This is a genomic window from Polaromonas sp. DSP2-3-2b2 (assembly GCF_049895905.1).
Lineage (GTDB): Bacteria > Pseudomonadota > Gammaproteobacteria > Burkholderiales > Burkholderiaceae_C > Polaromonas.
Window position 1 is genome coordinate 47478 of the sequence record NZ_JAFCTH010000010.1, and the last position, 24919, is coordinate 72396.

The window sequence follows — 24919 nt, forward strand, 5'->3', positions numbered from 1 at the left end:
GGTTCGTACTGCATCAAAGTTCGCCGGTGGCGCGCCTGAGTTGCAATTGCGCCAGCAGGGCGTCATAGGTGGCGGCATGGCGGTTGGTTTGGCTGCGGGTACGTTGCGTCTCGGCTTCGAGCACTTCCGTTTGGGTGGCCATGCCCTGGCTGTAGCGGTCACGGGCGAGCAACAGGTTCTCGTCCGCGCTGTCGATAGCCGCTTGCGCCACGGTGATACGCTGCGCGGCTTCCTGCGTGCCCAACCAGGCCTGGCGCACTTGCAGCGCAATCAGCGAGACCGCCTCTTCGCGCAGCGACGCCACCGAATTGCCACGCGCGGCGATTGCATCGGCCTGCGCCCGCACCAGCCCGCCGTCGAACAGTTCCCACTTCAGGCCAATGCCAATCGAGGCAATGCCTTCATGCGCCTGGTAGCGGTTTTGCTGGCGGCCGTAGCCACCAATCAATGCCACCTGGGGCGCCAGCGCGCCGCGCACGCTGGCGGCTTGCGCTTTCAGCGCGGCGCCCTGATCCGACAGCGCTTTGAGTTCAGGGCGCTGGGCCTGCGCGCGCACCGTCAACGCGGTCACATCGACCGCGTCCGCCGGGAGTTCAACTTCCTGCAAATCGACCGGTTGCGTGAAGGCCCGTCCGAGCAAGCGGTTGTAGGCTGCATGCGCCAGGTCAACCGCGTTGTTGGCAACGATCAGGCGCTGGCGCGCATCGGCCAAGGCAACGCGCGCGGCGAGCGTGTCGCTGCGGGCGACGATGCCCTGCTCGAAGAGGTGGTTCACATCACGCTCAAAAGACACCAGGCTCGTGACGTTGCTTTGCGCCACCTCCACGAAGCGGGCTGCCCGCAAGCTGCCGAGATAGACCTGCGCGACCGCGAGCTTCACGTCGAGCGCGGTGCGCAGCTCATCGTTCCGCGCTGCACCGACCAGAGACCCTGCGGCGGTGATGCCGTTCTCAATGCGCCCGCCCGTATAAAGCGGTAGCGTCACCTCGACCTTGTAGGCGTAGTAGCTGGGTTGTTGCAGCGGCAACTCCAGGTTCAGTTGCGTGGGTGGCAACGGTGCCGGCGGCGTGAAGCTGCTGACGGCCGTCGGCGTTTCGTTCAGACGCGTGTAGCCGCCTTGCAGCGCCACGTTCGGCCAGCGGGCCGCCCGTGCGGCTTGCAGCGCCTGCTGCGTCGCCTCGGTTGTGTAGCGACTGGCCTGCAAGCGATGGTCGACACCCACGGCAACGGCCCAGGCCTGCTCCAGCGTCTCGCCATGAGCCGGTAGGGCAATCGCGAGCATCACGGAACACGTCGTCAAAGCCGCAAAAGCCTTCGCGTGATTCAGCCGCAGCCTGTCGGCGGCGCTTGTTCCATCGGCAACGCGGGCATTCGAGCGAAGCATCGATCGTTCCAGGTGTTTTGATCGGAGGGGCCCCGAGCCTCGCGGACTGTTTCTTGAGCGGCTTTACGGCAAGGCGTTGGGCATAGCATGCAGTCGCCGAGGTCCACCGTCTGTGCGGTGGCGCACCGAGCATTGCGTCTCGTTGCATCTATGACGTACACCATCACGGCGCTATGTTGCCAACCGCACAGACGCGCTTGGATTCGGCTCCTAACGTGGGGCGTTAGTTCCAAGGCGTATCCCGAAGACTCGCTCAGAACTATTGCCCATATGCCAATGGTGAGCCCTTTCACCCTTCAACGAGTAGCCCATGACCCCGACAAGTTCTAACGCCGCGCCACCGATTTCACTCAAACCTGTGCCAACGAAAAATTCCGCCGCCGTGGCGCCGCCAACGACCACTGCCAGCAAGAAATCCGGCACGCTCGGTCTGGGGCTGCTCGTGGCTCTGGTGGTGGGCTCCATCATCGGCAGTGGCATCTTCGGCCTGCCGCAGAACATGGCGGCTGGCGCGGGGGCGGGTGCCATCGTCATCGGCTGGACTGTCACCGGCATCGGCATGTTGATGCTGGCGCGAACCTACCAGATGCTGTCGATTCGCAGGCCCGATCTGGACAACGGGGTGTATGCGTATGCACGCGCGCTGTCGGGAGAATACGTGGGCTTCAACGCCGCCTGGGGCTACTGGATCAGCGCCTGGATCGGCAACGTCGGCTACCTGGTGGCGGCTTTCGGCGCGATGGGTTATTTTTTCCCGGCGTTCGGAGATGGCAACACGGCAGCGGCGATCATCGGTGCGTCCATCGTCACCTGGGTCGTGCACTTGCTGGTGCTGCGCGGCATTCAGGGTGCAGCGGTATTAAATGCGGTGGTGACGCTGGCCAAGGTTGTGCCGTTGGTGCTGTTCATCGTGCTGGTGGCCATGGCGTTCCAGGTCGATACCTTCAAATTGAATTTTTGGGGTGACGTGAAGCTGGGCTCGGTGCTCGACCAGGTGCGCAGCACCATGCTGGTGACGGTGTGGGTGTTCATTGGCATCGAAGGAGCCAGCGTGTATTCGGCCCGCGCCAGAAACCGTTCAGATGTAGGCCGCGCCACCGTGATCGGATTTTTAATCTGCCTTGTGCTGCTGGCCTCGGTATCACTGCTGTCACTGGGTATTTATTCGCAACCCGAGCTGGCCGGTCTGAAGAACCCGTCGATGGCCGGTGTGCTGGAGAAAGCCGTTGGCACCTGGGGCGCGATGCTGGTGTACTTCGGCTTGATCGTCTCGGTCGGTGGCGGCTTTTTGGCGTGGACCTTGTTGGCCGCCGAGTCCTTGTTCACGCCCGCCGGTGGTGGCGTGATGCCGGCCTGGCTGGCCAAACAAAACGACAAAGGCGTTCCGGCAAATGCGTTGTGGCTTACCAACGGCATGGTGCAGGTGTTTTTGCTGGTGACGCTGCTATCGAAGGCGTCCTATCTCGCGCTCATCTCATTGTCGACGGCGATGATTTTGGTGCCGTATCTTTTTAGCGCGGTTTACGGCTTGAAGCTGGCGTGGGCTGACAAGCACAGCGGCGCAGGCAAAGTGCCAAGTCAGCCAGTGCAGACGGTGCGGGTAAGCGCCAGTGACATGCCGGTCGCCGCGCTCGCCGCGATCTACTGCGTTTGGTTGCTCTATGCCGCCGGACTGAAGTACCTGCTTCTCAGTGCGCTGTTGTACGCGCCTGGCGCAATCGTCTACCTGGTTGCCAAAAAGCAGCGCGCTGAGCGGCCGTTCACGGTCCGTGAGCAAGTGATTCTGGCGGTACTGGTGCTGTTGGCATTGGTGGCTGGCTGGATGTTGTGGAGCGGCAAGCTGACGATGTGAACTTGCAAAACCCGAACTGCTCTTGATGGCTGAAGTTAACCCCTAACCACGAAAGATGACCATGACCCAAGGATTGAATTCGGAAGTCGGACGCCTGCGAAAAGTGCTGGTGTGTCACCCGGGGCTAGCGCAAAAGCGACTCACCCCGGCCAATTGCCGCGACCTGTTGTTCGACGATGTGTTGTGGGTGGCACAAGCCCGCAACGACCACGACGCCTTCACCAGCGCGATGGTCGAGCGCGGCATCGAGGTGCTGGAAATGCACGACCTGCTGGCCGACACGGTGACCGACCCGGAGGCTCGCGCCTGGGTGCTCGACCGTAAGCTCGGCGCCAACTTCCTCGACGCCGGATTGGCCGAACAATTGCGCCCGTGGCTCGATACGATGTCGGCAACCCAACTGGCCGCGCATCTGATTGGTGGCGTGGCACGCGCCGACCTGCCGTTCGAGCCCCAAGGCCTGCTGGCACAGTGCAGCAGCGCGGCCGACCTGCTGATTGCACCGATGCCCAACACCTTGTTCACGCGTGACAACAGTTGCTGGATCGGCAGCGGCGTGGTGCTGTGCTCAATGTACTGGCCGGCGCGCCAGCAAGAGACGCTGCTGGTGACGGCCATCTACCGCTTCCACCCTTCTTTCAAGGGCAAAGTCACCGAGTGGTGGGGTGACCCCGACCAGGACCACGGCTTGGCTACCGTCGAAGGCGGCGACGTGATGCCCATTGGCAAAGGCGTGGTGCTGATCGGCATGGGCGAGCGTTCGTCGCCGCAGGGTGTGACTCAGTTGGCGCAGTCACTGTTCGCCCGTGGCGCGGCCACGCATGTGCTGGCCGCGCAGTTGCCCAAGTCGCGCGGTGCCATGCACTTGGACACGGTCTTTAGCTTCTGCGACAGGGATCTGGCGACCGTCTTCCCCGACGTGGTGGACGGCATCCGCACGCACAGTCTGCGGCCCGGCAAAGGGAAAGGTCAGCTTGACGTTCGCACGGAAACGAAGCCGTTTCTGGACGTGGTGGCACAAGCCATTGGTTTACCAAAATTACGCACGGTTGCTACCGGCGGCGATGCCTACGAAATGGAGCGCGAACAGTGGGACGACGGTAATAACTTGCTGGCCATCGCTCCGGGCGTCGTGATGGCCTACAACCGCAACACCTACACCAATACTTTGCTGCGCAAGGCCGGTATAGAGGTCATCACCATCCCCAGTGGCGAGCTCGGACGCGGGCGGGGTGGCAGCCACTGCATGGCCTGTCCGATCGAACGCGAGGCGCTTTGATGGGGCTTTACAACGCCGTGCAGGCCGCTGGCTCTTGCGCTGAAGACGCGTTATGAAGCACGCTGCGCTGGTCTTAGCCGGCCTGCTGTCGATGCTGACCGGGCTTTGGCTGGCAGTCCAGCCATTCGCTGCAGCGTCGGCGGACTTCGCCGCGCTGCGCGATGCGTTGATTCAGTACAGCGGGATCCTCAGCATCGGTGTGATGAGCGTGGCTCTCGTTCGGGCCAATCGCCCGGTCGTGATCGAGCCCTTTGTGGGTGGCTTGGACAAGATGTACCGGTTGCACAAGTGGCTTGGCGTTACCGCGCTGGTGACGACGCTCAGTCACTGCTTGCTCATTCAGGTGCCGGGCTGGCTCATTGACCTGGGTTGGCTGGCGCGCCCGGCAAAGCCAGTTCGGACCATGCCAGGTGATGCGGTATTCCCGTTTTTCCAGAACCAACGCGGGCTGGCCAAAGGCCTCGGCGAATGGGCCTTCTACAGCGCTGTGGTGCTGATCGTCCTGGCGCTCCTCAAGTGGTTTCCGTACCGCTACTTCTTCAAGGTCCATCACCTGATGGCTGTGGCCTATTTGGCGCTTGTCTTTCATGCGCTGATGCTGATGCCGTTCAGCTATTGGGCCGAAGCCATTGCGCCATGGACGGCCGCCTTGATGGTTGTCGGCAGCGTTGCCGCCCTGCGAATCCTGTTTAACCGCGTGGGTCGCGTGGGTCGCGGGCGGCGCGCGGTGGGCATGGTGGAGGAAGTGACTTTTCATGAAGACCTGCGGTCGCTCGAAGTCGCGGTGCGCCTGAAGAGCTGCTGGCGCGGTCATGACGCCGGGCAGTTCGCCCTCGTGACCTTCAATGAGAAAGAAGGACCGCATCCGTTCACCATCAGCTCCGCATGGACGCAAGACGGTCGGTTGCGATTCATCGTCAAAGGGCTGGGTGACTACACCAAGCTGCTGCCCGACGCGGTGAAGGTTGGCGGCCTGGTCAAGGTTGAAGGGCCGTACGGCCAGTTCAGCTTCAGCAGTGCCAGAAAGCGCCAGATATGGGTCAGTGGCGGCATCGGCATCACGCCGTTCATCGCCCGCATGAAGCAGTTGGCTTTGCAGACCGACGGTAAGCGGATCGATCTGTTCCACAGCTCGGCCGAGATCGATGAAGCGGTCTTCAGCCAGCTCCGGCTCGACGCCGAGAAGGCCCATCTGCATCTACACCTTCTGGTCGATGGGCGTGACAGCCGCCTGACGGCGCAGGGCATGGCCCATGCAACGCCGCAGTGGCGCGACGCCGATGTCTGGTTCTGTGGCCCGGCTGGCTTCGGCCAGAGTCTGTGGCGTGACCTGCACGCCATGGGCCTGGCCCGGGGTGACTTTCACCAGGAACTCTTCAACCTGCGCTGACCCTCTGGCGCTATTTTTCAAACAAGGAACACCATGAGCTTCAACCTACGTAACCGCAGCCTGCTGGACCTGAAGGACTTCGCGCCCCGGGATATCCGCTTTCTGCTCAACCTCGCGGCCGAGCTGAAACGAACCAAGTACGCCGGCAACGAGATCGCGCGCCTCAGGGGCAAAAACATCGCCCTGATTTTCGAGAAGTCATCGACGCGTACGCGCTGTGCGTTCGAGGTGGCCGTGCACGATCAGGGAGGCCACGTGACCTATCTTGACTCGGTGGGCTCACAAATGGGCCACAAAGAGTCGCTGAAAGACACCGCCCGGGTGCTGGGCCGCATGTTTGACGGCATCGAATACCGCGGCTTCCACCAGACGGTGGTGGAAGACCTGGCCCGGTTCTCGCACGTGCCGATCTGGAACGGACTGACCGACGAGGCCCATCCGACCCAGGTGCTGGCGGACCTGATGACGATGGAAGAGTTTGGCGAGAAACCACTGCACGAGTTGTCTTTCTGCTACCTGGGTGATGCGCGTTTCAACATGGGCTGCTCGCTGCTGATCGGCGGCACGCAAATGGGCATGGACGTGCGTATCGCCGCGCCGGCGGGCCTGCAACCGCCGGCCGAGTTGGTGGCCCAAATGCGCGAGCTGGCCGTGACGACCGGTGCGCGCATCAGTATCGAGCCCGATCCGCTCAAGGCTGTGGCCGGCGTTGACTTCATCTACACCGATGTCTGGGTGTCGATGGGTGAGCCGCAAGAAGCCTGGAAGCCGCGCATCGACCAGTTGTTGCCCTATCAGGTCAATACCGCGTTGATGCGTGCCACTGGCAAGCCGCGCACGCGCTTCATGCACTGTTTGCCGGCCTTTCACAACCTGGAGACCGAGGTTGGCCGGCAGGTGCATGAGCGCTACGGCCTCACCGAGATCGAGGTGACCGAAGAGGTGTTCGAGTCAGAAGGGTCGATTGTCTTCACCCAGGCTGAAAACCGCCTGCACACCATCAAGGCGGTACTTGTGGCCACACTCGCCTGACGGTCGGCCATTGAGGAATCACCCATGAAACTCGTCGTTGCCATTGGTGGTAATGCATTGCTACGGCGCGGTCAGGCACTGAGTGCCGCGAACCAGCTCGACAACATCCGCATCGCGGCTGGCCAATTGGCCCGCGTGGCCTTGGCCAATGAACTGGTGCTGACGCATGGCAACGGGCCGCAGGTGGGCTTGCTGGCGTTGCAGTCGGCGGCCTATAAGCAAGTGGCAGCCTATCCACTGGACGTGCTCGGCGCGCAAACCGAAGGCATGATCGGCTACCTGATCGAGCAGGAACTCTCGAACGCGTTGCCGGCATCGCGTACGGTGGCCAGCTTGCTGACGCGCGTGGAGGTCGATGCGCACGACCCGGCGTTTGAGCACCCCACCAAGCCGATCGGTCCGGTCTACACCCAGGCGGAGGCCAAGCGGGTCACCGCCGACAAGCACTGGAAGATGGCACCCGACGGCGATGGCTTGCGCCGCGTGGTGGCTTCGCCGAAGCCGCTGCGCGTGCTCGGTCTCGAGCCGATCCGGTGGTTGCTGGAACGCCATGCGGTGGTCATTGCCGCCGGTGGCGGAGGCATTCCGGTGGCGCGCGATATGAAGGGTGCCGACGGGGCAAACGACAACCTTGGATCACGTGAGCTGCACGGTGTCGAGGCCGTGATCGATAAGGACTTGTGCGCCGGACTGCTCGCACGCGAACTGCAGGCCGATTGCCTGGTCATCGCCACCGACGTGGCGGCGGTCTATCTTGACTGGGGCCAACCTGGCCAGCGGGCTGTGGGCAGGGTGACGCCGCAGGCTCTTGCGCGGCACGCATTCGCGGCCGGCTCGATGGGGCCGAAGGTTGAAGCCGCCAGTGCCTTCGTTCTCGCCACCGGCAAGCGGGCAGTGATCGGCTCACTGGAGCAGATCGAAGCCATGCTCGCTGGCAGCGCCGGCACGCAGGTCTGTATGGACGGAGCGACCTCGCTCTGAGCTGCGGCCGGTTCCGGCTAAAAATCTCTGACCGATGGTTTCATCCATCGTCTTCCTGAACGTTGAGGAGGTTCCACGATCGCTCCGCGATCAAGTCCGGCGTGGCTTCTTGCGTCGCTCTGTCGCCATCGTGCCGGTTGGTGCGCTCGCGGCTGCTGGGTCGGCCGCCCAGGCGTGCGTTACCCGCTTCCGCCCGTCACCATCAACGGGCCGCAAGGCTGAGGCCAGCGCCATGGCCATGACAAGAAAACCCGAGGTCGATGCGGTGCTGGTCGGCTTCGGCTGGACCGGCGCCATCATGGGCATGGAGTTGACAGAATCCGGCCTCAAGGAACTAGTGTCGCGTCAATTCTTTCATGACGCGACACTAGCCCGCGCGCCGCCGGGCCGCTGCCTGGGCAATCTCCGGTGGCAGGCGATTGAGCAGCCAGCGAATCGCCAGCGGCACCAGCACCAGGTCGTCGACCATGCCGATCACCGGCAGCACATCGGGAATCAGGTCAATCGGCGAGAGCGCATACAGCGCGATCAGCGCCGTGCCCCACTTCAGCCAGCTTGGCGCGTCGGGGTGGCGCAGGGCAAACCACAATTGCCGCGCGTCGCCGCGCACGACGGTCCAGAGCAGAGTCAAACGTTTCAACATGGCAAGCAATACCCTTCCTGATCGGCTCCTGATGGACCCGTGTCCAGCGCAGGTGGCGCTGGCAGGTGCGACTGCAAGGGGTTTTCACCAGACGTTACATTGCAGCCGTCGATAGGGCTGCGGCGCTCAGGCGCGCTCGAAGTCGATAAAGCTTTTTTCGGCATCCACCGCCAGCAGCCGCACGCGCGTTGCATCGCCCACGTCAAGCCCTTCGAAACCGCGTACCACCCGGCCTTCGAGCATGGGGCTGGAGATGCGCACAAAAGTCCCTTTGGGCGCCGCGCCGGTGACCAGGGCGTCAAAGACCTCGCCAATGCGCCCGCCGGCCCTACGATGCCAAGAACCCGGTGGTATGCATGGACGAGACGCCCCGGCAACTCATTCGCGAGACCCGCGAACCCATTGCCGCGGCGCCCGGCCGGCCCGAGCACCATGACTACGAATATGAACGCTGCGGCGTGTGCAACGTGTTCATGGCCAGCGAGCCGCTGGCCGGGCGGCGCTTGAGCAAGGTCACCGAGCGCCGGACCAAGCTGGACTGGGCCGTGTTCGTGCAAGACATCGCTGAAAGCTATCCCGATGCCGAACGCATCACGCTGGTCATGGACAACCTGAACACGCACACCCCGGGCTCGCTGTACGAGGCGTTTGCCGCCGAGCAGGCAAAGGCGCTGTGGGACCGCTTCGAGTTCGTCTACACCCCCAAGCACGGCAGCGGGCTCAATATGGCCGAGATCGAGATCAACGTCATGGTGAGCCAGTGTCTGGATCGGCGCATCGACAGCATCGAGACCGTGCGCAACGGAGTCACCGCCTGGCAGGCCCGCCGCGACAGCCTTCAGGCCAAAGTCAACTGGCAGTTCACGATCAAGGATGCCCGCGTCAAGCTCAAACGGCTTTACCCGACTACTTTCGTCGTGACGCGACACCAGGACGAGGCCAAAGATAACTTTCGTTTTCCCTTGGCGTCTTGAAATTCATGTCGTCGTTCCCGCGAAGGCAGGAATGATGAGGGGGAAGCTATTGCGCGCCACGTCCTGAAGCGAATGGCCTGTCGATCACGCCGGTGGAGGCGCGGAACTGGAACGTCATCGTGAAACGGCTGGATGCCGATTTATAGAGTCAAATTGGTCGTTATCGCACGGCTGGATTGCGTAAGTAGCTATAAATTCAGTAGCAAGAATTGCTAGACGACTTGCATGCCGGCAAGGATGGTCAGGACGAAGCCGTGCTAGCCAGCCGCCTGTCGCCACCGGCCGGAATCGGGGCACACACTGGCCTGCGCGCCGTTGCACCAGACTTGTTCATCACTCAGCAGCAACGCGGTCGACGGGTCGATGTCGAAGGCGATCCGAAGGGCGTTTCCGAGATTCGCATCCTCGACGGGAAGCTCCCAGGTCAGGAATACCTGCGTGCAGTCCCGCTCGGCGGGGAAGTCGGCCGCCTCAAAGCCGCCGCTGCCCCGCGCGATGACGCCGTGCGGCTGGCCCGTGTCGAACACCACGGCCGTTCCCCGGGCCAGCGGGATTCGGTGGCCTGTATGCGGGAAATGCAGGTCCAGCCCCCGGTCTTCGCCCAAGAATAGATTGCAAAAAGCAGCAGCGCCGTACTGCGCGCCGTCATGGTGGTACTTCGCGCCCCGACAGGCCATCAGGGCGACGTCGCTGGAGGCCAGCAGCCCGGGCAGGCCAAGCGTTCGCGTCCAGTCGGACACCGCCTGCACACAGTGCCGGTAGTCCGGCCAGCGCATGCGCGCTCGCGCCAGGGGCAGCACCTCGACATCGCCGGGCTCCAGCGCCAGGCGCTGCGAGATGTCCCTTTGCCAGTCTGCCACCAGCCTTGCCGGGGGCGCGGGCACGTCGAGCATGGCCAAGAGCACGACATCGCTCACGCTTCGGCTGCGGAGGGCATCGCCACTCCAGTAGTACGAAACCAGGCGGTCCGGCTCGCAATGTGCTTGAAGAAGAAGGCTCATCCGGGCCAGTGTATTCAAACGGCGCGGCCCGTCGTGCAAGGTGAACCATCAGGACAAGCAGGTTCCGGGCGCGTTGTTGCGCCACAGCCATAAAAAAACGCGCCCGGAGGCGCGTTTTTTATCAAAGGCAGCGGCGAATTACTTCGACACGACGCGCGCCATCTCCAGGCACTTGTTCGAATATCCCCATTCGTTGTCGTACCAGGCAACGATCTTCACGAAAGTGCCGTCCAGCGCAATGCTGGCGTCGGCGTCAAAAATCGAAGTGCGGGTGTCGCCACGGAAGTCGGTCGCCACGACCTTGTCTTCGGTATAGCCCAGCACGCCTTTTAGCGCGCCTTCGCTTTGCGCCTTCATCTCGGCGCGGATTTCGTCGAGCGTGGCTTCGCTGTTCAATTCGCAGGTCAGGTCAACCACCGACACGTCGCTGGTCGGTACGCGGAAAGACATGCCGGTGAGCTTCTTGTTCAGCTCGGGAATCACCACACCGACCGCCTTGGCCGCGCCAGTGGACGAGGGAATGATGTTTTCCAGAATGCCACGGCCGCCGCGCCAGTCCTTGTTCGAAGGGCCGTCAACGGTTTTTTGCGTGGCGGTGGCGGCGTGAACCGTCGTCATCAGACCGCGCTTGATGCCCCACTTGTCATTCAGCACCTTGGCGACGGGCGCCAGGCAGTTGGTGGTGCAGCTGGCATTGCTGATGATCGCCTGGCCGGCATAGGTGCTGTCGTTCACGCCAAAGACGAACATCGGCGTGTCGTCTTTCGATGGGGCCGAGAAGATGACCTTCTTCGCGCCGGCGGCCAGGTGCTTTTCACCGGCGGCCTTGTCCAGGAACAGGCCGGTGGCTTCCAGCACGACGTCGGCGCCGACTTCGGCCCACTTCAGGTTCAGCGGGTCGCGTTCCTGGCTCAAGCGGATGCGCTTGCCGTTGACGATCAAGGTGTTGCCCTCGACCGAAACCTCGCCCTTGAAGCGGCCGTGCACCGAGTCGTACTGCAGCATGTAGGCCAGGTACTCTGGTTCGAGCAGGTCATTGATCGCGACGATCTCGATGTCGCTGAAGTTCTGCACGGCGGCGCGCAACACGTTGCGGCCGATGCGGCCGAAGCCGTTGATACCCATCTTGATCGTCATTTGCTTTAGCTCCAGTTGGTTAACTTGCAACCCCCCCGGCCGAACGGGCCGGAACGGCACTTACTTTTTACGCAGCACCTTGCGCACGGTCGCCACCACGTTGTCAGGCGTGAAGCCGAAGTGCTTGAACAGCACGCCGGCCGGTGCCGACTCGCCGAAGGTGTCGATGCCGATGACGGCAGCGCAGCCGTATTTCCACCAGCCGTCGGTCACGCCCATTTCCACGGCGATGCGCGGGATGCCTTCGGGCAGGATTTTCGACTTGTAGGCCGCGTCTTGGCGGTCGAACGTCGTGTTGCTCGGCATCGAGACCACGCGCACCGCGATTTTTTGCGCCGCCAGCAGTTCCTGCGCCTTCAGCGCCAGCTGCACTTCGGAGCCGGTGGCGATGATCACGGCCTGGGCTTTTTGCTTCAGGCCGACTTCGGCCGGCTCGGCCAGCACGTAGGCGCCCTTGCTGATCTGGCCGACGTCGTCTTTCGGCGCGTAGGGCAGGTTCTGGCGGCTCAGCAGCAGCGCCGTCGGCCGGGTCTTGTTCTGCAGCGCCACGGCCCAGGCCACGGCGGTTTCAGCCGTGTCGCCCGGACGCCAGACGTCCAGGTTTGGAATCAGGCGCAGGCTGGCAGCATGCTCGATCGACTGGTGCGTCGGGCCGTCCTCGCCCAGACCGATCGAGTCGTGCGTGAACACATGCACCACGCGCAGCTTCATGAGCGCGGCCATGCGGATGGCGTTGCGTGAGTAGTCGCTGAACGTCAAAAAGGTGCCGCCGTAGGGAATGAAGCCGCCATGCAGCGCCACGCCGTTCATGATGGCGGCCATGCCGAATTCGCGCACGCCGTAGTTGATGTGGCGCCCGCCGACCAGGCTGCCGTTGACGGCCTCGGTCTGCACCACGCCGCCATTGACGTCAAAGCGCAGGCTGGGCGTGGAATGGGTGTTGGTCAGGTTCGAGCCGGTCAGGTCGGCTGAGCCGCCGAGCAGTTCGGGCAGGCCGGCGGTGAACGATTCGAGCGCCAGCTGCGACGCCTTGCGCGAAGCCACGGTTTCGGCCTTGGTGTGCGCGGCGACGACGGCATCGACGGCCAGCTGCGAAAAGCTTTTCGGCAGCTCGCCCTGCATGCGGCGAACGAATTCGGCCGCCAGCTCGGGATGGGCCTTGGTGTAGGCGGCGAACTTCTTGTCCCACGCAGCCTCGGCCTTGCCACCCTTGACCTTGGCGTCCCAGGCGGCGTAGGTTTCCTTGGGCATATCAAACGGCGTATGCGGCCAGTTGATGGCGGTGCGCGTGAGGCCGATTTCCTCGGCACCCAGTGGTTCGCCGTGGGCTTTGGAAGTGTTGGCGCGGTTCGGCGAACCCTTGCCGATGTGCGTCTTGCAGACGATCAGCGTCGGCTTGTCGGTGTTCTTTTTGGCCTGGGCAATCGCGGCGGACACGGCTTGGGAATCGTGGCCGTCCACGGCGTCAATCACGTTCCAGCCGCAGGCGGTGAAACGCATCGGTGTGTTGTCGATGAACCAGGGCGCGACCTGGCCGTCGATGGAAATGCCGTTGTCGTCGTACAGCGCGATCAGCTTGTTCAGCTTCCAGGCGCCGGCCAGCGCGATGGCCTCGTGGCTGATGCCTTCCATCAGGCAGCCGTCGCCCATGAACACAAAAGTGTGGTGGTCAACGATGGTGTGCTCAAGCTTGCCCACGGTGCGGTTGAATTCGCTGGCCAGCAGCTTTTCAGCCAGCGCCATGCCGACGGCATTGGTCAGGCCCTGGCCGAGCGGTCCGGTGGTGGTCTCGATGCCGGGCGTCACGTCCACTTCGGGGTGGCCGGGGGTCTTGGAGCCGATCTGGCGGAAGTTTTTCAGCTCGGTGACAGGCAGGTCGTAGCCGGTCAGGTGCAGCACCGAATAGATCAGCATCGACGCATGGCCGTTGCTCAGCACGAAGCGGTCGCGGTTCATCCAGTGCGGGTTGGCGGGGTTGTGCCGGAGGTGGTCGCCCCAGAGCGCAACGGCCATGTCGGCCATGCCCATGGGGGCGCCGGGATGGCCCGAATTGGCTTGTTGCACGGCGTCCATTGCGAGTGCGCGTATCGCATTCGCCATCATTTCAGTTTTGGCCATCAGGCTAAGCTCCGGAGGTATTCGGTAATCAAGGTAATCCGGCATTTTAACGGCCGCTGCGCGGGCGGCCCTTTGGCGCTGCTGCAACAGCGGCGGCGGCAAATGCCCTAAAGTCGTGTTCATGCAAACCAAGCCCCTCCGCGCAAGCGCTTTCTTCCGCCACGACCGCCGGCCATTCGGGGCGCGCAAGTGAGCCCGCCAATCCCGGCCATGATCCTGGCCGCCGGGCGCGGCGAGCGCATGCGTCCGCTGACCGACGACTGCCCCAAGCCGCTGCTCAAGGTTCAGGGCAAGGCGCTGATCGACTGGCATGTGGAAGCGCTGGCGCGCGGCGGCGTTCACGAGCTGGTCATCAACACCGCCTGGCTGGGCGAGAATATTTCAAGCCATTTAGACCTTTTGCGCAGTACTGGCGGGCGTGAGCAGCTATCATTTTCATACTCGCACGAGGGCGAAGATTTTGGCTACGCGCTGGAAACCGCCGGCGGCATCGCACGCGCGCTGCCGCTGCTAGGCGACGTGTTCTGGCTGCTGGCCGCCGATGTGTTCGTGCCCGGTTTTGAATTCTCGGCAGAAGCCGTCAGCCGTTTCATCGCTGGCGGCAAGCTGGCCCACCTGTGGCTGGTGCCCAACCCGCCGCACAACCCGCGCGGCGATTTTGGTCTGGACGCGAGCGGCCTGGCGCTCAACCTGGCAGCCGACGACCCGGCGCCGCGCCACACCTACAGCACCATCGGCCTGTACCGGCGCGAGCTGTTCGACAGCCTGCCTTTCGGCAATTCGCAAGGCCTGGCGGTCGCGCTGGCGCCGCTGCTCCGCGCGGCGATGGACCGCCGCCAGGTCAGCGCCGAGCTTTATTTGGGCGCCTGGACCGATGTCGGCACGCCCGAGCGGCTGGCCGAACTGAACCTATCTTTTCCGAACTGAAAGCATTCCGCCCCATGAGCACCCTGTTGAACCCTTCCGCCATTTATGCCAAACGCCGCGCCGCCATTGGCCGCGCCCTGATCAAGGCCGGCGGCGGCGTGGCCGTGCTGCCCACCGCGCCCGAACTGCCGCGCAACCGCGACAGCGACTTTCCCTACCGCCACGACAGCTATTTTTACTACCTGACCGGCTTCAGCGAGCCCGGCGCCTGGCTGGTGATCGAGGGCAGCGGCAAAACCGTCAAGAGCACGCTGTTTTGCCGGCCCAAGGACCTGGAGCGCGAGATCTGGGACGGCATCCGGCTTGGCCCCGACGCGGCGCCGGTGCAACTTGGCGTCGATGCCGCCTTCAGCGTGGATACGCTCGACGAGAAAATGCCCGACCTGCTGGCCAACCAGCCCGCAGTGTGGTTTCCCTTCGCCATGCACAAGGGCCTGGAAACGCAGGTCGATGGCTGGCTCAACAAGGTGCGCGCCAGGGTCCGCCTGGGCGCCGAATGCCCGCAAAGCCAGCACGACCTGTGCAAGCCGCTCGACGAGATGCGGCTGGTCAAGGACGCGCACGAAATCGCCATTTTGCGGCGCGCCGGCGGTATTTCAGCCGGCGGCCATGTGCGCGCCATGCAGACATCAAGCGCCATGCTGCGCAATGGCGTGAACGGCGGCCTGCGCGAATACCACCTCGAAGCCGAACTGCTGCACGAATTCCGCCGCCACGGCTCCGAATTCCCGGCCTACACCAGCATCGTCGCCGCCGGGGCGAATGCCTGCGTGCTGCATTACCGCGCCGGCAACGCCGAACTCAAACCCGGCCAGCTGTGCCTGATCGACGCCGGCTGCGAGCTGGAAGGTTACGCCAGCGACATCACGCGCACCTTTCCGGCCGATGGCAAATTCACCCCGGCACAGCGCATCCTCTACGACATCGTGCAGGCGTCGCAGGAAGCGGCGATTGCCGCGACCCGGCCCGGCAACCGTTTCACCGACCCACACAACGCCGCCACGCGGGTGCTGATTGAAGGCATGCTGGACACCGGTTTGCTGGCGAAGGCCAAGCACGGCAGCGTCGATGACGTGCTCGAATCGGGCGCCTACCGCCAGTTTTACATGCACCGCACCGGCCACTGGATGGGCATGGATGTGCACGACTGTGGCGACTACACCGAGCCCGGCAGCGCGCCGCGGCCCGAAAAAGACGCGCTCGGCCAGATGGTCATGCGCAAGCCGTCGCGCATCCTGAACCCCGGCATGGTGCTGACCATCGAGCCCGGCCTGTACGTGCGCCCGGCCAAGGGCGTGCCGAAGAAATTCTGGGACATCGGCATCCGCATCGAGGACGATGCGCTGGTCACGGCCGAAGGCTGCGAATTGATGACGCGCGGCGTGCCGGTCAAGGCCAGCGAGATCGAAGCGCTGATGCGCGGTTGAGCCAGCGCCACACACCCTAAAATTGACCATGAAAACTTTTATCCGCTTCTTCTTTAGAACCCTGCGCTCCGTGCTCGGCCCGGTCATGCTGCTCAAGGAAAACCTCACCCGGCCCAAGGGCGTGGTGCGCATCCAGGCCGCGCAGGACAAGGTCAACCGCCAGTGCAAGTCGCTGACGCTTTACCAGTACCAGACCTGCCCGTTCTGCATCAAGGTGCGCCAGGAAATGAGCCGCCTGTCGCTGAACATCGAGCGCATCGACGCCCAGCCCGAAGGCCCGCACCGGCAGGCCTTGCTCAAGGGCGGCGGCCAGGCCAAGGTGCCTTGCTTGAAAATCACCGACAAAGCCGGCAGGAGCCAGTGGCTCTATGAGTCGGACAAGATCATTGCGTATTTGCGGGAGCGGTTTGTGGCGGCTTGAGGGCGGGCAGGCCTGGCGCATTTCGAGACTGCGAAAGGGTAAAAAGCTTACTTCGCGGTCAGCATTGCCGCCGCCCAGCGCAGCAGCTCGTCCACCAGCACAGTCGTCCGCGCCCTTTCGCACAGCGCCACCAACCGGTGCGCGCCCTGCTCCACTTCGGCTGCGTCGTAGAGAAAAACCAGATCGGCGATACGCACCGCTTGCCCAAGATGAGCCATGGTGCGCGGATAGCGCCCCAGAATGCGGCTGGCCGGGACGTTGTGGCCGCCTTCCCTGACGCGCTGGCTGACGCGGGCCAGCAGTCGCTGCGGATCGTCCAGGGAAACCACATACAGCACCACCTGATAACTCAGCGACTGCGCATGGCGAATGAGGTTCAGTTTTGATTCGTGCGAAAAAACCGTTTCGCTGACAAACCTGACTTGGGCATTGAATAATGTCTCCCGCCTCGTGTCAGCCCATTCCCGCGCGGCTTCGGAACGCTGCTGCAGATCAGGAACATGCTACAAACAGTCCCTTTCGTGCAGGTCGGCGTTGACAAATTCCAGATCGCTTTCAATGGCGCCGCTGGCCACCAAGGCGCGGTAAAGTGTGGATTTCCCCGCGCCATTCGGTCCGGCCAGAAGGTGAAAAATGGGCTGACTCAAGCAACCGCTCGCTGCACGGCGGCCTGCTGGCGGTTCTCTTCAACAATCGTGCGGATATTCGCTTGCAAGACCCCGCTGGTGCTGGCCGCAAGCACCCGCATCTTGAGTGCTTCCAGCGAATCCGGCGCTTTTTGGCGAACTGCTTTGGCAGCCGCCTCATAGCCCTCGATCGCCGCCTGCGCCTCTTGCGCCGTCAGGCCCGAATGCTCGACGATGCGGCCCAGCGTGGCCCAGTATTCGACCTGGCCGGCGACCGAGCGGCGCAGCGGCTGGGCGGCCTCGCGGGCTTGCTGCACCAGGGCGGCGGGAAGTTTGACGGATGAAAAACCGGTGGATGGTGATGCCATGAAAATCTCCTGATTGGCGCATTTTGCGCCAATCAGGCCACTTCTCCAAGAGGGGTTAACCACCGGCCAAAAAAATCCGGTGAAGAACCCATTCATTTGTAATTTGCACCTTGGCTTTTTCACCCCTGCTTCACGCTTGTTGACAAGCGGAAAACAAGGGTTCAAGGCCGCTGGCCGGTCCCGAATTGCGTCGTTTTTCGTGACTTGGGCGCCACTGCGTTCACCCTGCCCAGCTTGTCGCGCCAAGGGCAAAAGCAGTATTCTTTTTCGGGCAAGCCAGCCTGCGGACCGCTTGCCTTGCGTCCCTCCATTTTTCAAACTTCGGGAGAGAAAGACATGCCCTTGTCCAATCGACTTGCCGCCGAGTTCTTCGGCACTTTCTGGCTGGTTCTCGGGGGTTGCGGCAGCGCCGTGATCGCGGCGGCCTTTCCGGGTGTGGGCATCGGCCTGACCGGGGTGTCGCTGGCCTTCGGACTGACCGTGCTGACCATGGCCTTTGCGCTGGGCCATGTTTCCGGCTGCCACCTGAACCCGGCCGTGTCCTTTGGCCTGGTCATTGGCGGCCGGTTCAAAGCCAAGGACCTGCTGCCGTATGCCGTGGCCCAGGTGGTCGGCGCCGTCGCGGCGGCCGGCGTGCTGTACCTGATCGCCAGCGGCAAGGCCGGCTTTGAGCTGAACGACGGGCTGGCTTCCAACGGCTATGGCGAGCATTCGCCGGGCGGCTACACGATGACGGCTGCGCTGGTGACCGAGTTCGTGATGACCTTCTTTTTTCTCATGATCATTCTGGGGGCGACCGACGAGCGCGCGCCCAGCGGTTTTGCGCCGATTGCCATCGGCCTGGCGCTGACGCTGATCCACCTGATCAGCATTCCGGTCACCAACACCTCGGTCAATCCGGCGCGCAGCACCGGCCCGGCGATCTTCGTCGGCGACTGGGCGCTGTCGCAGCTGTGGCTGTTCTGGGTCGCGCCTTTGCTCGGCGCGGGCGCGGCAGGCGTGGTGTACCGGCTGGTCAGCGGGGAACGCAGCCTGGCGTCGGGCATCGAGGGACCGGCCAACGCCAGCCAGCTGGCGAAATCAAGGTGACGCGAAAGGCATGACCGGGCCGGCGCGCTGCCGTCCTACGCCAGCATGCGCGGCGGCTGATAGCCATGTCTGGCGTAGCCCCTAAGCTGGCTGCCAGCACCGGCAACCCGCCGGCCCAACGCAGGAGTTTTCTGATGCCCACTGTTTCCGACGTCATGACCCGCAATCCGCGCAGCCTGCGCCCCACCAGCACCATTGTGCTGGCCGCGCAGGTGATGGAGGAACTCAACGTAGGCGTGATTCCCGTGTGCGAAGGGGACAAGCTGGTCGGCATGGTGACGGACCGCGACATCGTGGTGCGCGGCGTGGCCGAGTCGATGGACGCCGGCACGGCGACGCTGGCCGATGTGATGAGCACCCATGTGCGCACCGCGCATGAAAACGACGATGTGCAGCAAACCCTGGCCACCATGGGCCAGAACCAGATCCGCCGCATGCCGGTGGTGGACGGGCAAGGCCGGCTGATCGGCATCGTGTCGCTCGGCGACATTGCCGCCAAAGGCCCGGACGGCGATGTGGACGTGGCCAACTCGCTGGGCGACATTTCATCGCCCGCCGAACCGGACCGCGCCAGCCCCTGATCCGCCGCAACAGGCAAGGGGTTTTGCGCTTTTAAAAAAAAGAGCTGCCTATGCCCAGCGCTATGGCTTGCTTAGGCAAATCCAACTGGTCTTTTCCCTAGTCAAATATTATTATCAATACTTTATTGATAGCTGCCTGCGCCCGTGGCTATTGCGCAAAAGGCCATTTTGACTATAAAACTGAAGGAAAAACCATGACCCAGTTTGTCCGCGACAACTTGCCGGCCCTGAAGAAAACCGGAACCTACTACCTGCTGCACGTCACGGTCGCCGCCCTGGTGGCCTATGCGGTCACCGGCGACTTCCTGCTGTCGCTGACGCTAAGCCTGCTGGAGCCGACGGTGCAGGCCTTTGCCTTTTTCTTCCATGAAAAGGCCTGGCAGCGTTGGGGCCGACCGACCAAGGCCTCGCCTGGCCTGTCAGCGGCCTCGTCATGAGGCTTGCCGCCTCAGGCGAAGGCTTTGGCCAGCTCGGTTTCCACCGCCTGGTGCTTTTGCAGCATGGTGGCTGAAGGCTGGCCGAGGCGGCTCATGATCACGGCGGCAAGCCAGGCCAGGATGAAGCCGGGAACGATCTCGTACAGACCAAACCAGCTGCCTTGCTTCCACAACACCACCGTCACCGCGCCCACCACCATGCCGGCCAGCGCGCCATTGCGCGTCATGCGTGACCAGAACAGCGACAAGATGATGACCGGGCCGAAGGCCGCGCCAAAACACGCCCAGGCGTAGCTGACCATGCCGAGCACCTTGGCTTCGGGGTTGCGGGCAATCAGGATGGCCAGCAGCGCCACCGCCATCACCATGGCCCGGCCAACCCACACCAGTTCGGTCTGGCCAGCGTTCTTGCGCAGAAAGGTGCGGTAGATGTCTTCGGTCAGCGCGCTGGAGCAGACCAGCAGCTGGCACGAAAGCGTGCTCATCACGGCGGCCAGGATGGCCGCCAGCAGCAGGCCGGCGACCCAGGGGTTGAACAGCTGCTTGGCCATTTCGATGAACACGGTTTCGGAATTGGCGTTCACTGCCGCCGCGCCTTCCGGATGCGCCAGGAAGTAGGGAATGCCGACAAAACCGACCGCCACCGATTCAGCCGCCATGAAGCGCACCAGGATGTGCGGCTGGCCGAAGTAACCCAGTCCCCAGGCCATCAGCGATGACGATGTCGACAAACGAGGCGCCCTTCATCATGTCGAGCTTGGCCGGCTCCATCAGGTCGGCCATCGACTGCGCCGGCTGCAAGCCGCCGGTGACGGCGAAATAGCCCATCACGGGCGCCACGATCCAGGCTTCGCTCAGGCCGGACAAAAAAATCGCGCCAGGCCGTCCCGGGGTAGCGGGACGGCTGTCGTGGAAAAAATGGAAACAGGCTGCGCAGAAAGGATGCCCGGCCGCCCGGGCCATGGATCAGCCCATCGTCATGAGTTGCGCGTTGCCGCCGGCGGCGGCGGTGTTGGTGCTGATGCTTTGCTCATGCATCAGCGCGCTCACGTCGTACACCGCTCCGGCAGCCAGTTGCGCCGGCGTCAGGTTCTCGATACGCACGATGGCGCCAGGGCGCTGCGCGACGCGCGGCAGCAAGGCCTGCAAGGCATCGCCGTCGCCCTCGAACAGCATCGCGCTCAGGTGCGTTTCGCCCAGCAACTGGTCAGCGCTGCGTGTCTGCACGAAGGCCTGCACCTCGGGCGGCAGGGCGGCGAGCGCCTCAGCCACCGGGCTGCGGGGCAAGGGCACTTCCAGCCAGCACGGGTTGCCGCTGGCCAGCGCCGCCGCGACGTGGTGCACCAGGCCCAGCGCGGTCTGCGGCGCGGCCCAGACGGCGCCGCGCGGCAGCAGCTGGTAGCGGTTCGATTCGCCGGTCGGTCCGGGCAGCGTGAACAGCTGGCCGAGCACGCTGTGGGCGCGGTAGCTTTCGCACGCCGCCGCCGCCCGGGCGGCATCGCCGCTGCTCTGCCAGCCGGCCAGCGCGGCAAACGGCTGGCCTTGCAAGGCGGAGACCAGGCTTTGCAGGGCGCGCAGACCGGGCAGATCAGACGGTTTGCGCGCCATGACGGGCGGACTCATGCGGCTGACCGGCATGGCCGGCAAGGCGGCCAGCGCCAGGTTGCCTTGCGCCGGGCCAGCCTGCAGCAGACGGTACAGGTACAGCGGGCCGCCCGCCTTGGGGCCGGTGCCCGACAGGCCCATGCCGCCGAAGGGCTGCACGCCGACCACCGCGCCAATCACGTTGCGGTTGACGTAGAGGTTGCCGGCCTGCACTTTTTGCGTGACCAGGGCAATGGTTTCGTCGATGCGGCTGTGCACGCCGAAGGTCAGGCCGTAGCCGGTGGCGTTGATGGCGTCGAGCACCGCGCCGAGCTGCTCGCGGCGGTAGCGCAGCACATGCAGCACCGGGCCAAAGACCTCGCGCTGCAGCCGGGCGATGCTGTCGATCTCGATCAGCGCGGGCATCACGAAATGGCCCTGGCCGGCGCTTTCATCGCGCGCCATGCGGGTCACCGGCTGGCCGGCGGCCTGCATGGCGGCAATGTGCTGCTCGATCTGCGCGCGCGCGTCCTCATCAATCACCGGGCCGACATCGGTGTGCATGCGGTCGGTGTTGCCCATGACCCATTCGCGCATGGCGTGCTTGATCATCTCCACCACGCGTCCAGCGCCGTCTTCCTGGATGCACAGCAGGCGCAGCGCCGAGCAGCGCTGGCCGGCCGAATCAAAAGCCGAGGCGAGCACGTCGCCGACCAGCTGCTCGGCCAGCGCCGACGAGTCGGCCACCAGCGCGTTCTGGCCGCCGGTTTCGGCGATCAATGCAATGGGACGGCCCTGCGGGCTCAGGCGTTTCGCCAGCGTCTGCGCGATCAGGCGCGACACCTCGGTCGAGCCGGTGAACATCACGCCGGCCACCAGCGGGTGCGCCACCAGCGCGGCGCCCACGCTGTCGCCGCTGCCGGGAACCAGTTGCACCGCGTCGGGCGGCACGCCGGCCTCAATCAGGATTTTCACCATCACGCTAGCGACCAGCGGCGTCTGCTCGGCCGGCTTGGCCAGCGCGCAGTTGCCGCTGGCCAGCGCGGCGGCCACCTGGCCGGCAAAAATCGCCAGCGGGAAGTTCCACGGGCTGATGCACAGCACCACGCCGAGCGGGCGGTGCGAGTCGTTGTCGAAGGTCGCCTCGACCTGCGCGGCGTAATAGCGCAAAAAGTCCACCGCCTCGCGCACCTCGGCAATCGCGTTGGGCAGCGACTTGCCGGCCTCGCGAACGATCAGGCCGAGCAGGCTTTGCGTGCGCTGCTCCAGCAGGTCGGCGGCGCGTGTCAAACAGGCGGCGCGCGCCGAAGGCGGCGTGCCCTGCCAGATCTGCGCGGCTCTGGCGGCGCGGCTGACGGCCATATCGACTTCTTCAGCAGTGGCCGGGCGCACCCAGCCAACAAGGTCACGCGTGTCCGAAGGGTTGCGCACCGGCTGCCAGCCGTCGGCGGCAGCGCTATCAAAATTGAAGCTGGATACGCCCGCCCCGCCTGCGCAAGCGGCATAAATGCCTTGCGTGCTGCGCAGCAGGCCGGCGGCGAGCGACGCCAGTTGCTGCTCATGCGCCAGGTTCAGGCCCGACGAGTTCAGGCGCGACTGCGGCCCCAGGTCGGCGAACAGCTGGCGCGGCAGCACAATTTTCGGATGCGGCGCGCCGAGCTGACCGGTTTCAAGCGCGATCTGCCGCGCCTCAAGCACCGGGTCCGTCACCAGTTCGGCCACCGGCACATTGGCATCGCCGATGCGGTTCACGAACGAGGTGTTGGCGCCGTTTTCCAGCAGGCGGCGCACCAAGTAGGCCAGCAGCGTTTCGTGCGTGCCTACCGGAGCGTAGATGCGGCACGGCCGGCCCAGCTTGCCGTCGGCGGCGTTGCCCGTGACCTGGTTATACAGTGGCTCGCCCATGCCGTGCAGGCACTGGAATTCGTACTGGCCGCTGTAGTAGTTGTTGCCGGCCATGTGGTAAATGCTTGCTACGGTCTGCGCGTTGTGGGTGGCGAACTGCGGATACACCGCATCGGGCGCGCCCAAGAGCTTGCGCGCGCAAGCGAGGTAGGACACGTCGGTATGCACCTTGCGCGTGAACACCGGGTAACCCTCATGGCCGTCCAGCTGGGCGCGCTTGATCTCGCTGTCCCAGTAGGCGCCCTTGACCAGCCGGATCATCAGCCGGTGGCTGCTGCGCCGCGCCAGGTCGATCAGGTAGTCGATCACGTAGGGGCAGCGCTTCTGGTAGGCCTGCACCACGAAGCCGATACCGTTCCAGCCCCTGAGCGCCGGCTCGAAGCACAGGCTTTCCAGCAGGTCGAGCGACAGCTCCAGCCGGTCGGCCTCCTCGGCGTCGATGTTCAGGCCGATGTCGTACTGGCGCGCCAGCAGCGTGAGCTTGAGCAGGCGCGGCAGCAGTTCGCCCATCACGCGGTCGCGCTGGGCGCGGCTGTAGCGCGGGTGCAGCGCCGACAGCTTGACCGAAATACCCGGTCCTTCATGGATGCCGCGCCCGTGCGAGGCCTTGCCGATGGCATGGATCGCCTGCTCGTAGGACGCCAGGTAGCGCTCGGCGTCCTGCTCGGTCGCGGCGGCTTCGCCCAGCATGTCGTAGGAATAGCGAAAGCCGGATTTTTCGAGCGGGCGGCTGTTGGCCAGGGCTTCGGAAATGGTCTGGCCGGTGACGAACTGCTCGCCCATGAGCTTCATCGCGCGGTGCACGCCCTGGCGAATCAGCGGCTCGCCGCCCTTGCCGATCAACCGGGTCAGCGACGAGGCCAGGCTTTTCTCGCTGCTGGTGGACGTCAGCTTGCCCGTCAGCATCAGGCCCCAGACGGCGGCGTTGACAAACATCGACGGCGAGTTGCCCAGGTGCGAATGCCAGTCGCCCCGGCTGATCTTGTCGCGGATCAGCGCGTCACGCGTGGCGTTGTCGGGAATGCGCAGCAGCGCCTCGGCCAGGCACATCAGCGCCACGCCCTCCTGACTGGACAGCGAGAACTCCTGCACCAGCGCTTCGACGCCGCCGGCGTCCTTCTTGCCGCGCAGGCCTTCCACCAGCCGTGTCGCGACTTCTTCGATGGCGGCGCGCTGCGTGGCATCAAGGGTGTGCGCCAGTTGCACCAGCATGGGCAAGCACTCCGGCTCCGGCCGGTGCCAGGCGGCGGTGATGGCGGCGCGCAGTTCGTTCTGCGGCAGCACGTTTTGCGCCCAGTCGAGGAAGGGCTGCGCAGCACTTGCGGTGCTGGCCTGCAGTTCGTGGATATCGTCAGGCTCAGTCATTTCAGCCAGCCCGGTTGCACCCTGGGTTGCACCCAGTGGCGACAGCCCCCGCTCCATGTTTTCCACATACTGCAGCACGGCTTGCTTGATCAGCCAGTGCGGGGCCCGGCCCTGCTGGGCTGCGGCCTCCCGGATGCGGGCTCGAAGCGCTTCGTCAACCTTGAGGCCGAGTGTGACTGTGGACATGGGTTACACCTTTATTGCAAAATTAGTACAACCCATCTTATTAAAAGTACAACCCACACCGAATAAGGGTTAACCCATGGGTTTTCACAGCGAACGTGGAACAAGGATTCAGCGCGGCCTTGAATGCCGCAAGGCTTTGATCTGTGCGAAAAAGTTAAAAGCACATCGCCTTTGAATGCGGCTTTCCCACACTGAGCCAGTCATTTGCGCGG

Annotated in this window: 20 protein-coding genes and 2 pseudogenes; 12 read left to right on the top strand and 10 right to left on the bottom strand. The window is 64.1% G+C overall.

Annotated features, from left to right (window positions below; genetic code table 11):
• Positions 1-13 precede the first annotated feature (13 nt).
• Positions 14-1384, bottom strand: coding sequence for a TolC family protein (locus ACP7AD_RS10490; RefSeq protein WP_426166106.1), 1371 nt, complete (start codon positions 1382-1384; stop codon positions 14-16).
• A gap of 310 nt (positions 1385-1694) precedes the next feature.
• On the opposite strand from ACP7AD_RS10490, the gene arcD reads away from it, so the two are divergent.
• The 5 genes from arcD to arcC all read left to right on the top strand — a co-directional run bounded on the left by arcD (position 1695) and on the right by arcC (position 7918).
• Positions 1695-3236, top strand: a complete 1542-nt coding sequence (gene arcD / locus ACP7AD_RS10495) for an arginine-ornithine antiporter (protein ID WP_426146923.1) — start codon at positions 1695-1697, stop codon at positions 3234-3236.
• 61 nt (positions 3237-3297) lie between these two features.
• Positions 3298-4515 carry an arginine deiminase gene (locus tag ACP7AD_RS10500; RefSeq protein WP_426146924.1) on the top strand — a complete coding sequence of 406 codons (1218 nt, stop codon included), beginning with the start codon at positions 3298-3300 and terminating at the stop codon, positions 4513-4515.
• A 52-nt stretch (positions 4516-4567) separates the two neighbouring features.
• Positions 4568-5905 (top strand): ferredoxin reductase family protein, encoded by a 1338-nt coding sequence (locus tag ACP7AD_RS10505; protein WP_426146926.1) that lies wholly within the window; start codon positions 4568-4570, stop codon positions 5903-5905.
• Between the two features lie 33 nt (positions 5906-5938).
• On the top strand, positions 5939-6937 hold the full coding sequence (argF, locus tag ACP7AD_RS10510) for an ornithine carbamoyltransferase (RefSeq protein ID WP_426146928.1): 999 nt from the start codon (positions 5939-5941) through the stop codon (positions 6935-6937).
• A 24-nt stretch (positions 6938-6961) separates the two neighbouring features.
• The gene (gene arcC / locus ACP7AD_RS10515) at positions 6962-7918 is read left to right on the top strand and encodes a carbamate kinase (protein ID WP_426146930.1); all 957 of its coding nucleotides are present in this window, start codon (positions 6962-6964) and stop codon (positions 7916-7918) included.
• Between the two features lie 367 nt (positions 7919-8285).
• Here arcC and ACP7AD_RS10520 read toward each other — a convergent pair whose 3' ends face one another.
• Together ACP7AD_RS10520 and ACP7AD_RS10525 are read right to left on the bottom strand one after the other, a co-directional pair.
• Complete coding sequence (locus ACP7AD_RS10520; protein ID WP_426146932.1) at positions 8286-8561, bottom strand: YkvA family protein; 276 nt, start codon at positions 8559-8561, stop codon at positions 8286-8288.
• Positions 8562-8687: 126 nt separating this feature from the next.
• Positions 8688-8915, bottom strand: coding sequence for a hypothetical protein (locus ACP7AD_RS10525; RefSeq protein WP_426147070.1), 228 nt, complete (start codon positions 8913-8915; stop codon positions 8688-8690).
• On the opposite strand from ACP7AD_RS10525, the pseudogene ACP7AD_RS10530 reads away from it, so the two are divergent.
• Positions 8882-9535, top strand: a pseudogene (locus ACP7AD_RS10530) (IS630 family transposase); the annotation flags it as partial. The gene ACP7AD_RS10525 and the pseudogene ACP7AD_RS10530 sit on opposite strands and share 34 nt — an antisense overlap.
• Before the next feature lie 257 nt (positions 9536-9792).
• Here ACP7AD_RS10530 and ACP7AD_RS10535 read toward each other — a convergent pair.
• From ACP7AD_RS10535 to tkt, 3 genes are all read right to left on the bottom strand, one after another.
• Positions 9793-10536, bottom strand: coding sequence for a hypothetical protein (locus tag ACP7AD_RS10535; protein ID WP_426146933.1), 744 nt, complete (start codon positions 10534-10536; stop codon positions 9793-9795).
• 138 nt (positions 10537-10674) lie between these two features.
• Entirely contained in the window at positions 10675-11673 is a 999-nt protein-coding gene (gap, locus tag ACP7AD_RS10540) for a type I glyceraldehyde-3-phosphate dehydrogenase (RefSeq protein WP_426146935.1), read from the bottom strand.
• A gap of 60 nt (positions 11674-11733) precedes the next feature.
• Entirely contained in the window at positions 11734-13791 is a 2058-nt protein-coding gene (tkt, locus tag ACP7AD_RS10545; protein ID WP_426146936.1) for a transketolase, read from the bottom strand.
• Between the two features lie 210 nt (positions 13792-14001).
• Here tkt and ACP7AD_RS10550 point away from each other — a divergent pair, with 210 nt between their 5' ends.
• Genes ACP7AD_RS10550 through ACP7AD_RS10560 form a run of 3 tightly spaced genes read left to right on the top strand, consistent with a single transcriptional unit; the run spans position 14002 to position 16566 of the window.
• Complete coding sequence (locus tag ACP7AD_RS10550; protein WP_426147071.1) at positions 14002-14718, top strand: nucleotidyltransferase family protein; 717 nt, start codon at positions 14002-14004, stop codon at positions 14716-14718.
• 14 nt (positions 14719-14732) lie between these two features.
• On the top strand, positions 14733-16145 hold the full coding sequence (locus ACP7AD_RS10555) for an aminopeptidase P N-terminal domain-containing protein (protein WP_426146938.1): 1413 nt from the start codon (positions 14733-14735) through the stop codon (positions 16143-16145).
• Between the two features lie 28 nt (positions 16146-16173).
• On the top strand, positions 16174-16566 hold the full coding sequence (locus tag ACP7AD_RS10560; protein WP_426146940.1) for a glutaredoxin family protein: 393 nt from the start codon (positions 16174-16176) through the stop codon (positions 16564-16566).
• A gap of 47 nt (positions 16567-16613) precedes the next feature.
• Here ACP7AD_RS10560 and ACP7AD_RS10565 read toward each other — a convergent pair whose 3' ends face one another.
• Positions 16614-16895, bottom strand: a complete 282-nt coding sequence (locus ACP7AD_RS10565; RefSeq protein ID WP_426166109.1) for a hypothetical protein — start codon at positions 16893-16895, stop codon at positions 16614-16616.
• A 314-nt stretch (positions 16896-17209) separates the two neighbouring features.
• Entirely contained in the window at positions 17210-17560 is a 351-nt protein-coding gene (locus ACP7AD_RS10570) for a TA system antitoxin ParD family protein (protein ID WP_426146943.1), read from the bottom strand.
• A gap of 336 nt (positions 17561-17896) precedes the next feature.
• On the opposite strand from ACP7AD_RS10570, the gene aqpZ reads away from it, so the two are divergent.
• The 3 genes from aqpZ (at position 17897) to ACP7AD_RS10585 (ending at position 19667) form a co-directional block, all read left to right on the top strand.
• Positions 17897-18649: an aquaporin Z gene (aqpZ, locus tag ACP7AD_RS10575; RefSeq protein ID WP_426146944.1), complete on the top strand. Its 753-nt coding sequence runs from the start codon at positions 17897-17899 to the stop codon at positions 18647-18649.
• Between the two features lie 134 nt (positions 18650-18783).
• Positions 18784-19230, top strand: coding sequence for a CBS domain-containing protein (locus ACP7AD_RS10580; RefSeq protein ID WP_426146946.1), 447 nt, complete (start codon positions 18784-18786; stop codon positions 19228-19230).
• 194 nt (positions 19231-19424) lie between these two features.
• Complete coding sequence (locus ACP7AD_RS10585) at positions 19425-19667, top strand: DUF2061 domain-containing protein (protein WP_426146948.1); 243 nt, start codon at positions 19425-19427, stop codon at positions 19665-19667.
• Positions 19668-19678: 11 nt separating this feature from the next.
• Here the strand turns inward: ACP7AD_RS10585 and ACP7AD_RS10590 are convergent.
• Positions 19679-20516: pseudogene (locus ACP7AD_RS10590) on the bottom strand (sodium:solute symporter family transporter); the annotation flags it as partial.
• 117 nt (positions 20517-20633) lie between these two features.
• A complete protein-coding gene (gene putA / locus ACP7AD_RS10595) occupies positions 20634-24707 on the bottom strand; it encodes a trifunctional transcriptional regulator/proline dehydrogenase/L-glutamate gamma-semialdehyde dehydrogenase (RefSeq protein WP_426146949.1) in 4074 nt (1357 codons plus the stop codon).
• Positions 24708-24919 lie beyond the last annotated feature (212 nt).

What these genes read in the sequence shown, in the direction of transcription:
- ACP7AD_RS10490 (WP_426166106.1), bottom strand. Translation starts at nt 1,384, where the DNA reads ATGCTTCGCTCGAATGCCCGCGTTGCCGATGGAACAAGCGCCGCCGAC.
- arcD (WP_426146923.1), top strand. Translation starts at nt 1,695, where the DNA reads ATGACCCCGACAAGTTCTAACGCCGCGCCACCGATTTCACTCAAACCT.
- ACP7AD_RS10500 (WP_426146924.1), top strand. Translation starts at nt 3,298, where the DNA reads ATGACCCAAGGATTGAATTCGGAAGTCGGACGCCTGCGAAAAGTGCTG.
- ACP7AD_RS10505 (WP_426146926.1), top strand. Translation starts at nt 4,568, where the DNA reads ATGAAGCACGCTGCGCTGGTCTTAGCCGGCCTGCTGTCGATGCTGACC.
- argF (WP_426146928.1), top strand. Translation starts at nt 5,939, where the DNA reads ATGAGCTTCAACCTACGTAACCGCAGCCTGCTGGACCTGAAGGACTTC.
- arcC (WP_426146930.1), top strand. Translation starts at nt 6,962, where the DNA reads ATGAAACTCGTCGTTGCCATTGGTGGTAATGCATTGCTACGGCGCGGT.
- ACP7AD_RS10520 (WP_426146932.1), bottom strand. Translation starts at nt 8,561, where the DNA reads ATGTTGAAACGTTTGACTCTGCTCTGGACCGTCGTGCGCGGCGACGCG.
- ACP7AD_RS10535 (WP_426146933.1), bottom strand. Translation starts at nt 10,536, where the DNA reads ATGAGCCTTCTTCTTCAAGCACATTGCGAGCCGGACCGCCTGGTTTCG.
- gap (WP_426146935.1), bottom strand. Translation starts at nt 11,673, where the DNA reads ATGACGATCAAGATGGGTATCAACGGCTTCGGCCGCATCGGCCGCAAC.
- tkt (WP_426146936.1), bottom strand. Translation starts at nt 13,791, where the DNA reads ATGGCCAAAACTGAAATGATGGCGAATGCGATACGCGCACTCGCAATG.
- ACP7AD_RS10550 (WP_426147071.1), top strand. Translation starts at nt 14,002, where the DNA reads ATGATCCTGGCCGCCGGGCGCGGCGAGCGCATGCGTCCGCTGACCGAC.
- ACP7AD_RS10555 (WP_426146938.1), top strand. Translation starts at nt 14,733, where the DNA reads ATGAGCACCCTGTTGAACCCTTCCGCCATTTATGCCAAACGCCGCGCC.
- ACP7AD_RS10560 (WP_426146940.1), top strand. Translation starts at nt 16,174, where the DNA reads ATGAAAACTTTTATCCGCTTCTTCTTTAGAACCCTGCGCTCCGTGCTC.
- ACP7AD_RS10570 (WP_426146943.1), bottom strand. Translation starts at nt 17,560, where the DNA reads ATGGCATCACCATCCACCGGTTTTTCATCCGTCAAACTTCCCGCCGCC.
- aqpZ (WP_426146944.1), top strand. Translation starts at nt 17,897, where the DNA reads ATGCCCTTGTCCAATCGACTTGCCGCCGAGTTCTTCGGCACTTTCTGG.
- ACP7AD_RS10580 (WP_426146946.1), top strand. Translation starts at nt 18,784, where the DNA reads ATGCCCACTGTTTCCGACGTCATGACCCGCAATCCGCGCAGCCTGCGC.
- ACP7AD_RS10585 (WP_426146948.1), top strand. Translation starts at nt 19,425, where the DNA reads ATGACCCAGTTTGTCCGCGACAACTTGCCGGCCCTGAAGAAAACCGGA.
- putA (WP_426146949.1), bottom strand. Translation starts at nt 24,707, where the DNA reads ATGTCCACAGTCACACTCGGCCTCAAGGTTGACGAAGCGCTTCGAGCC.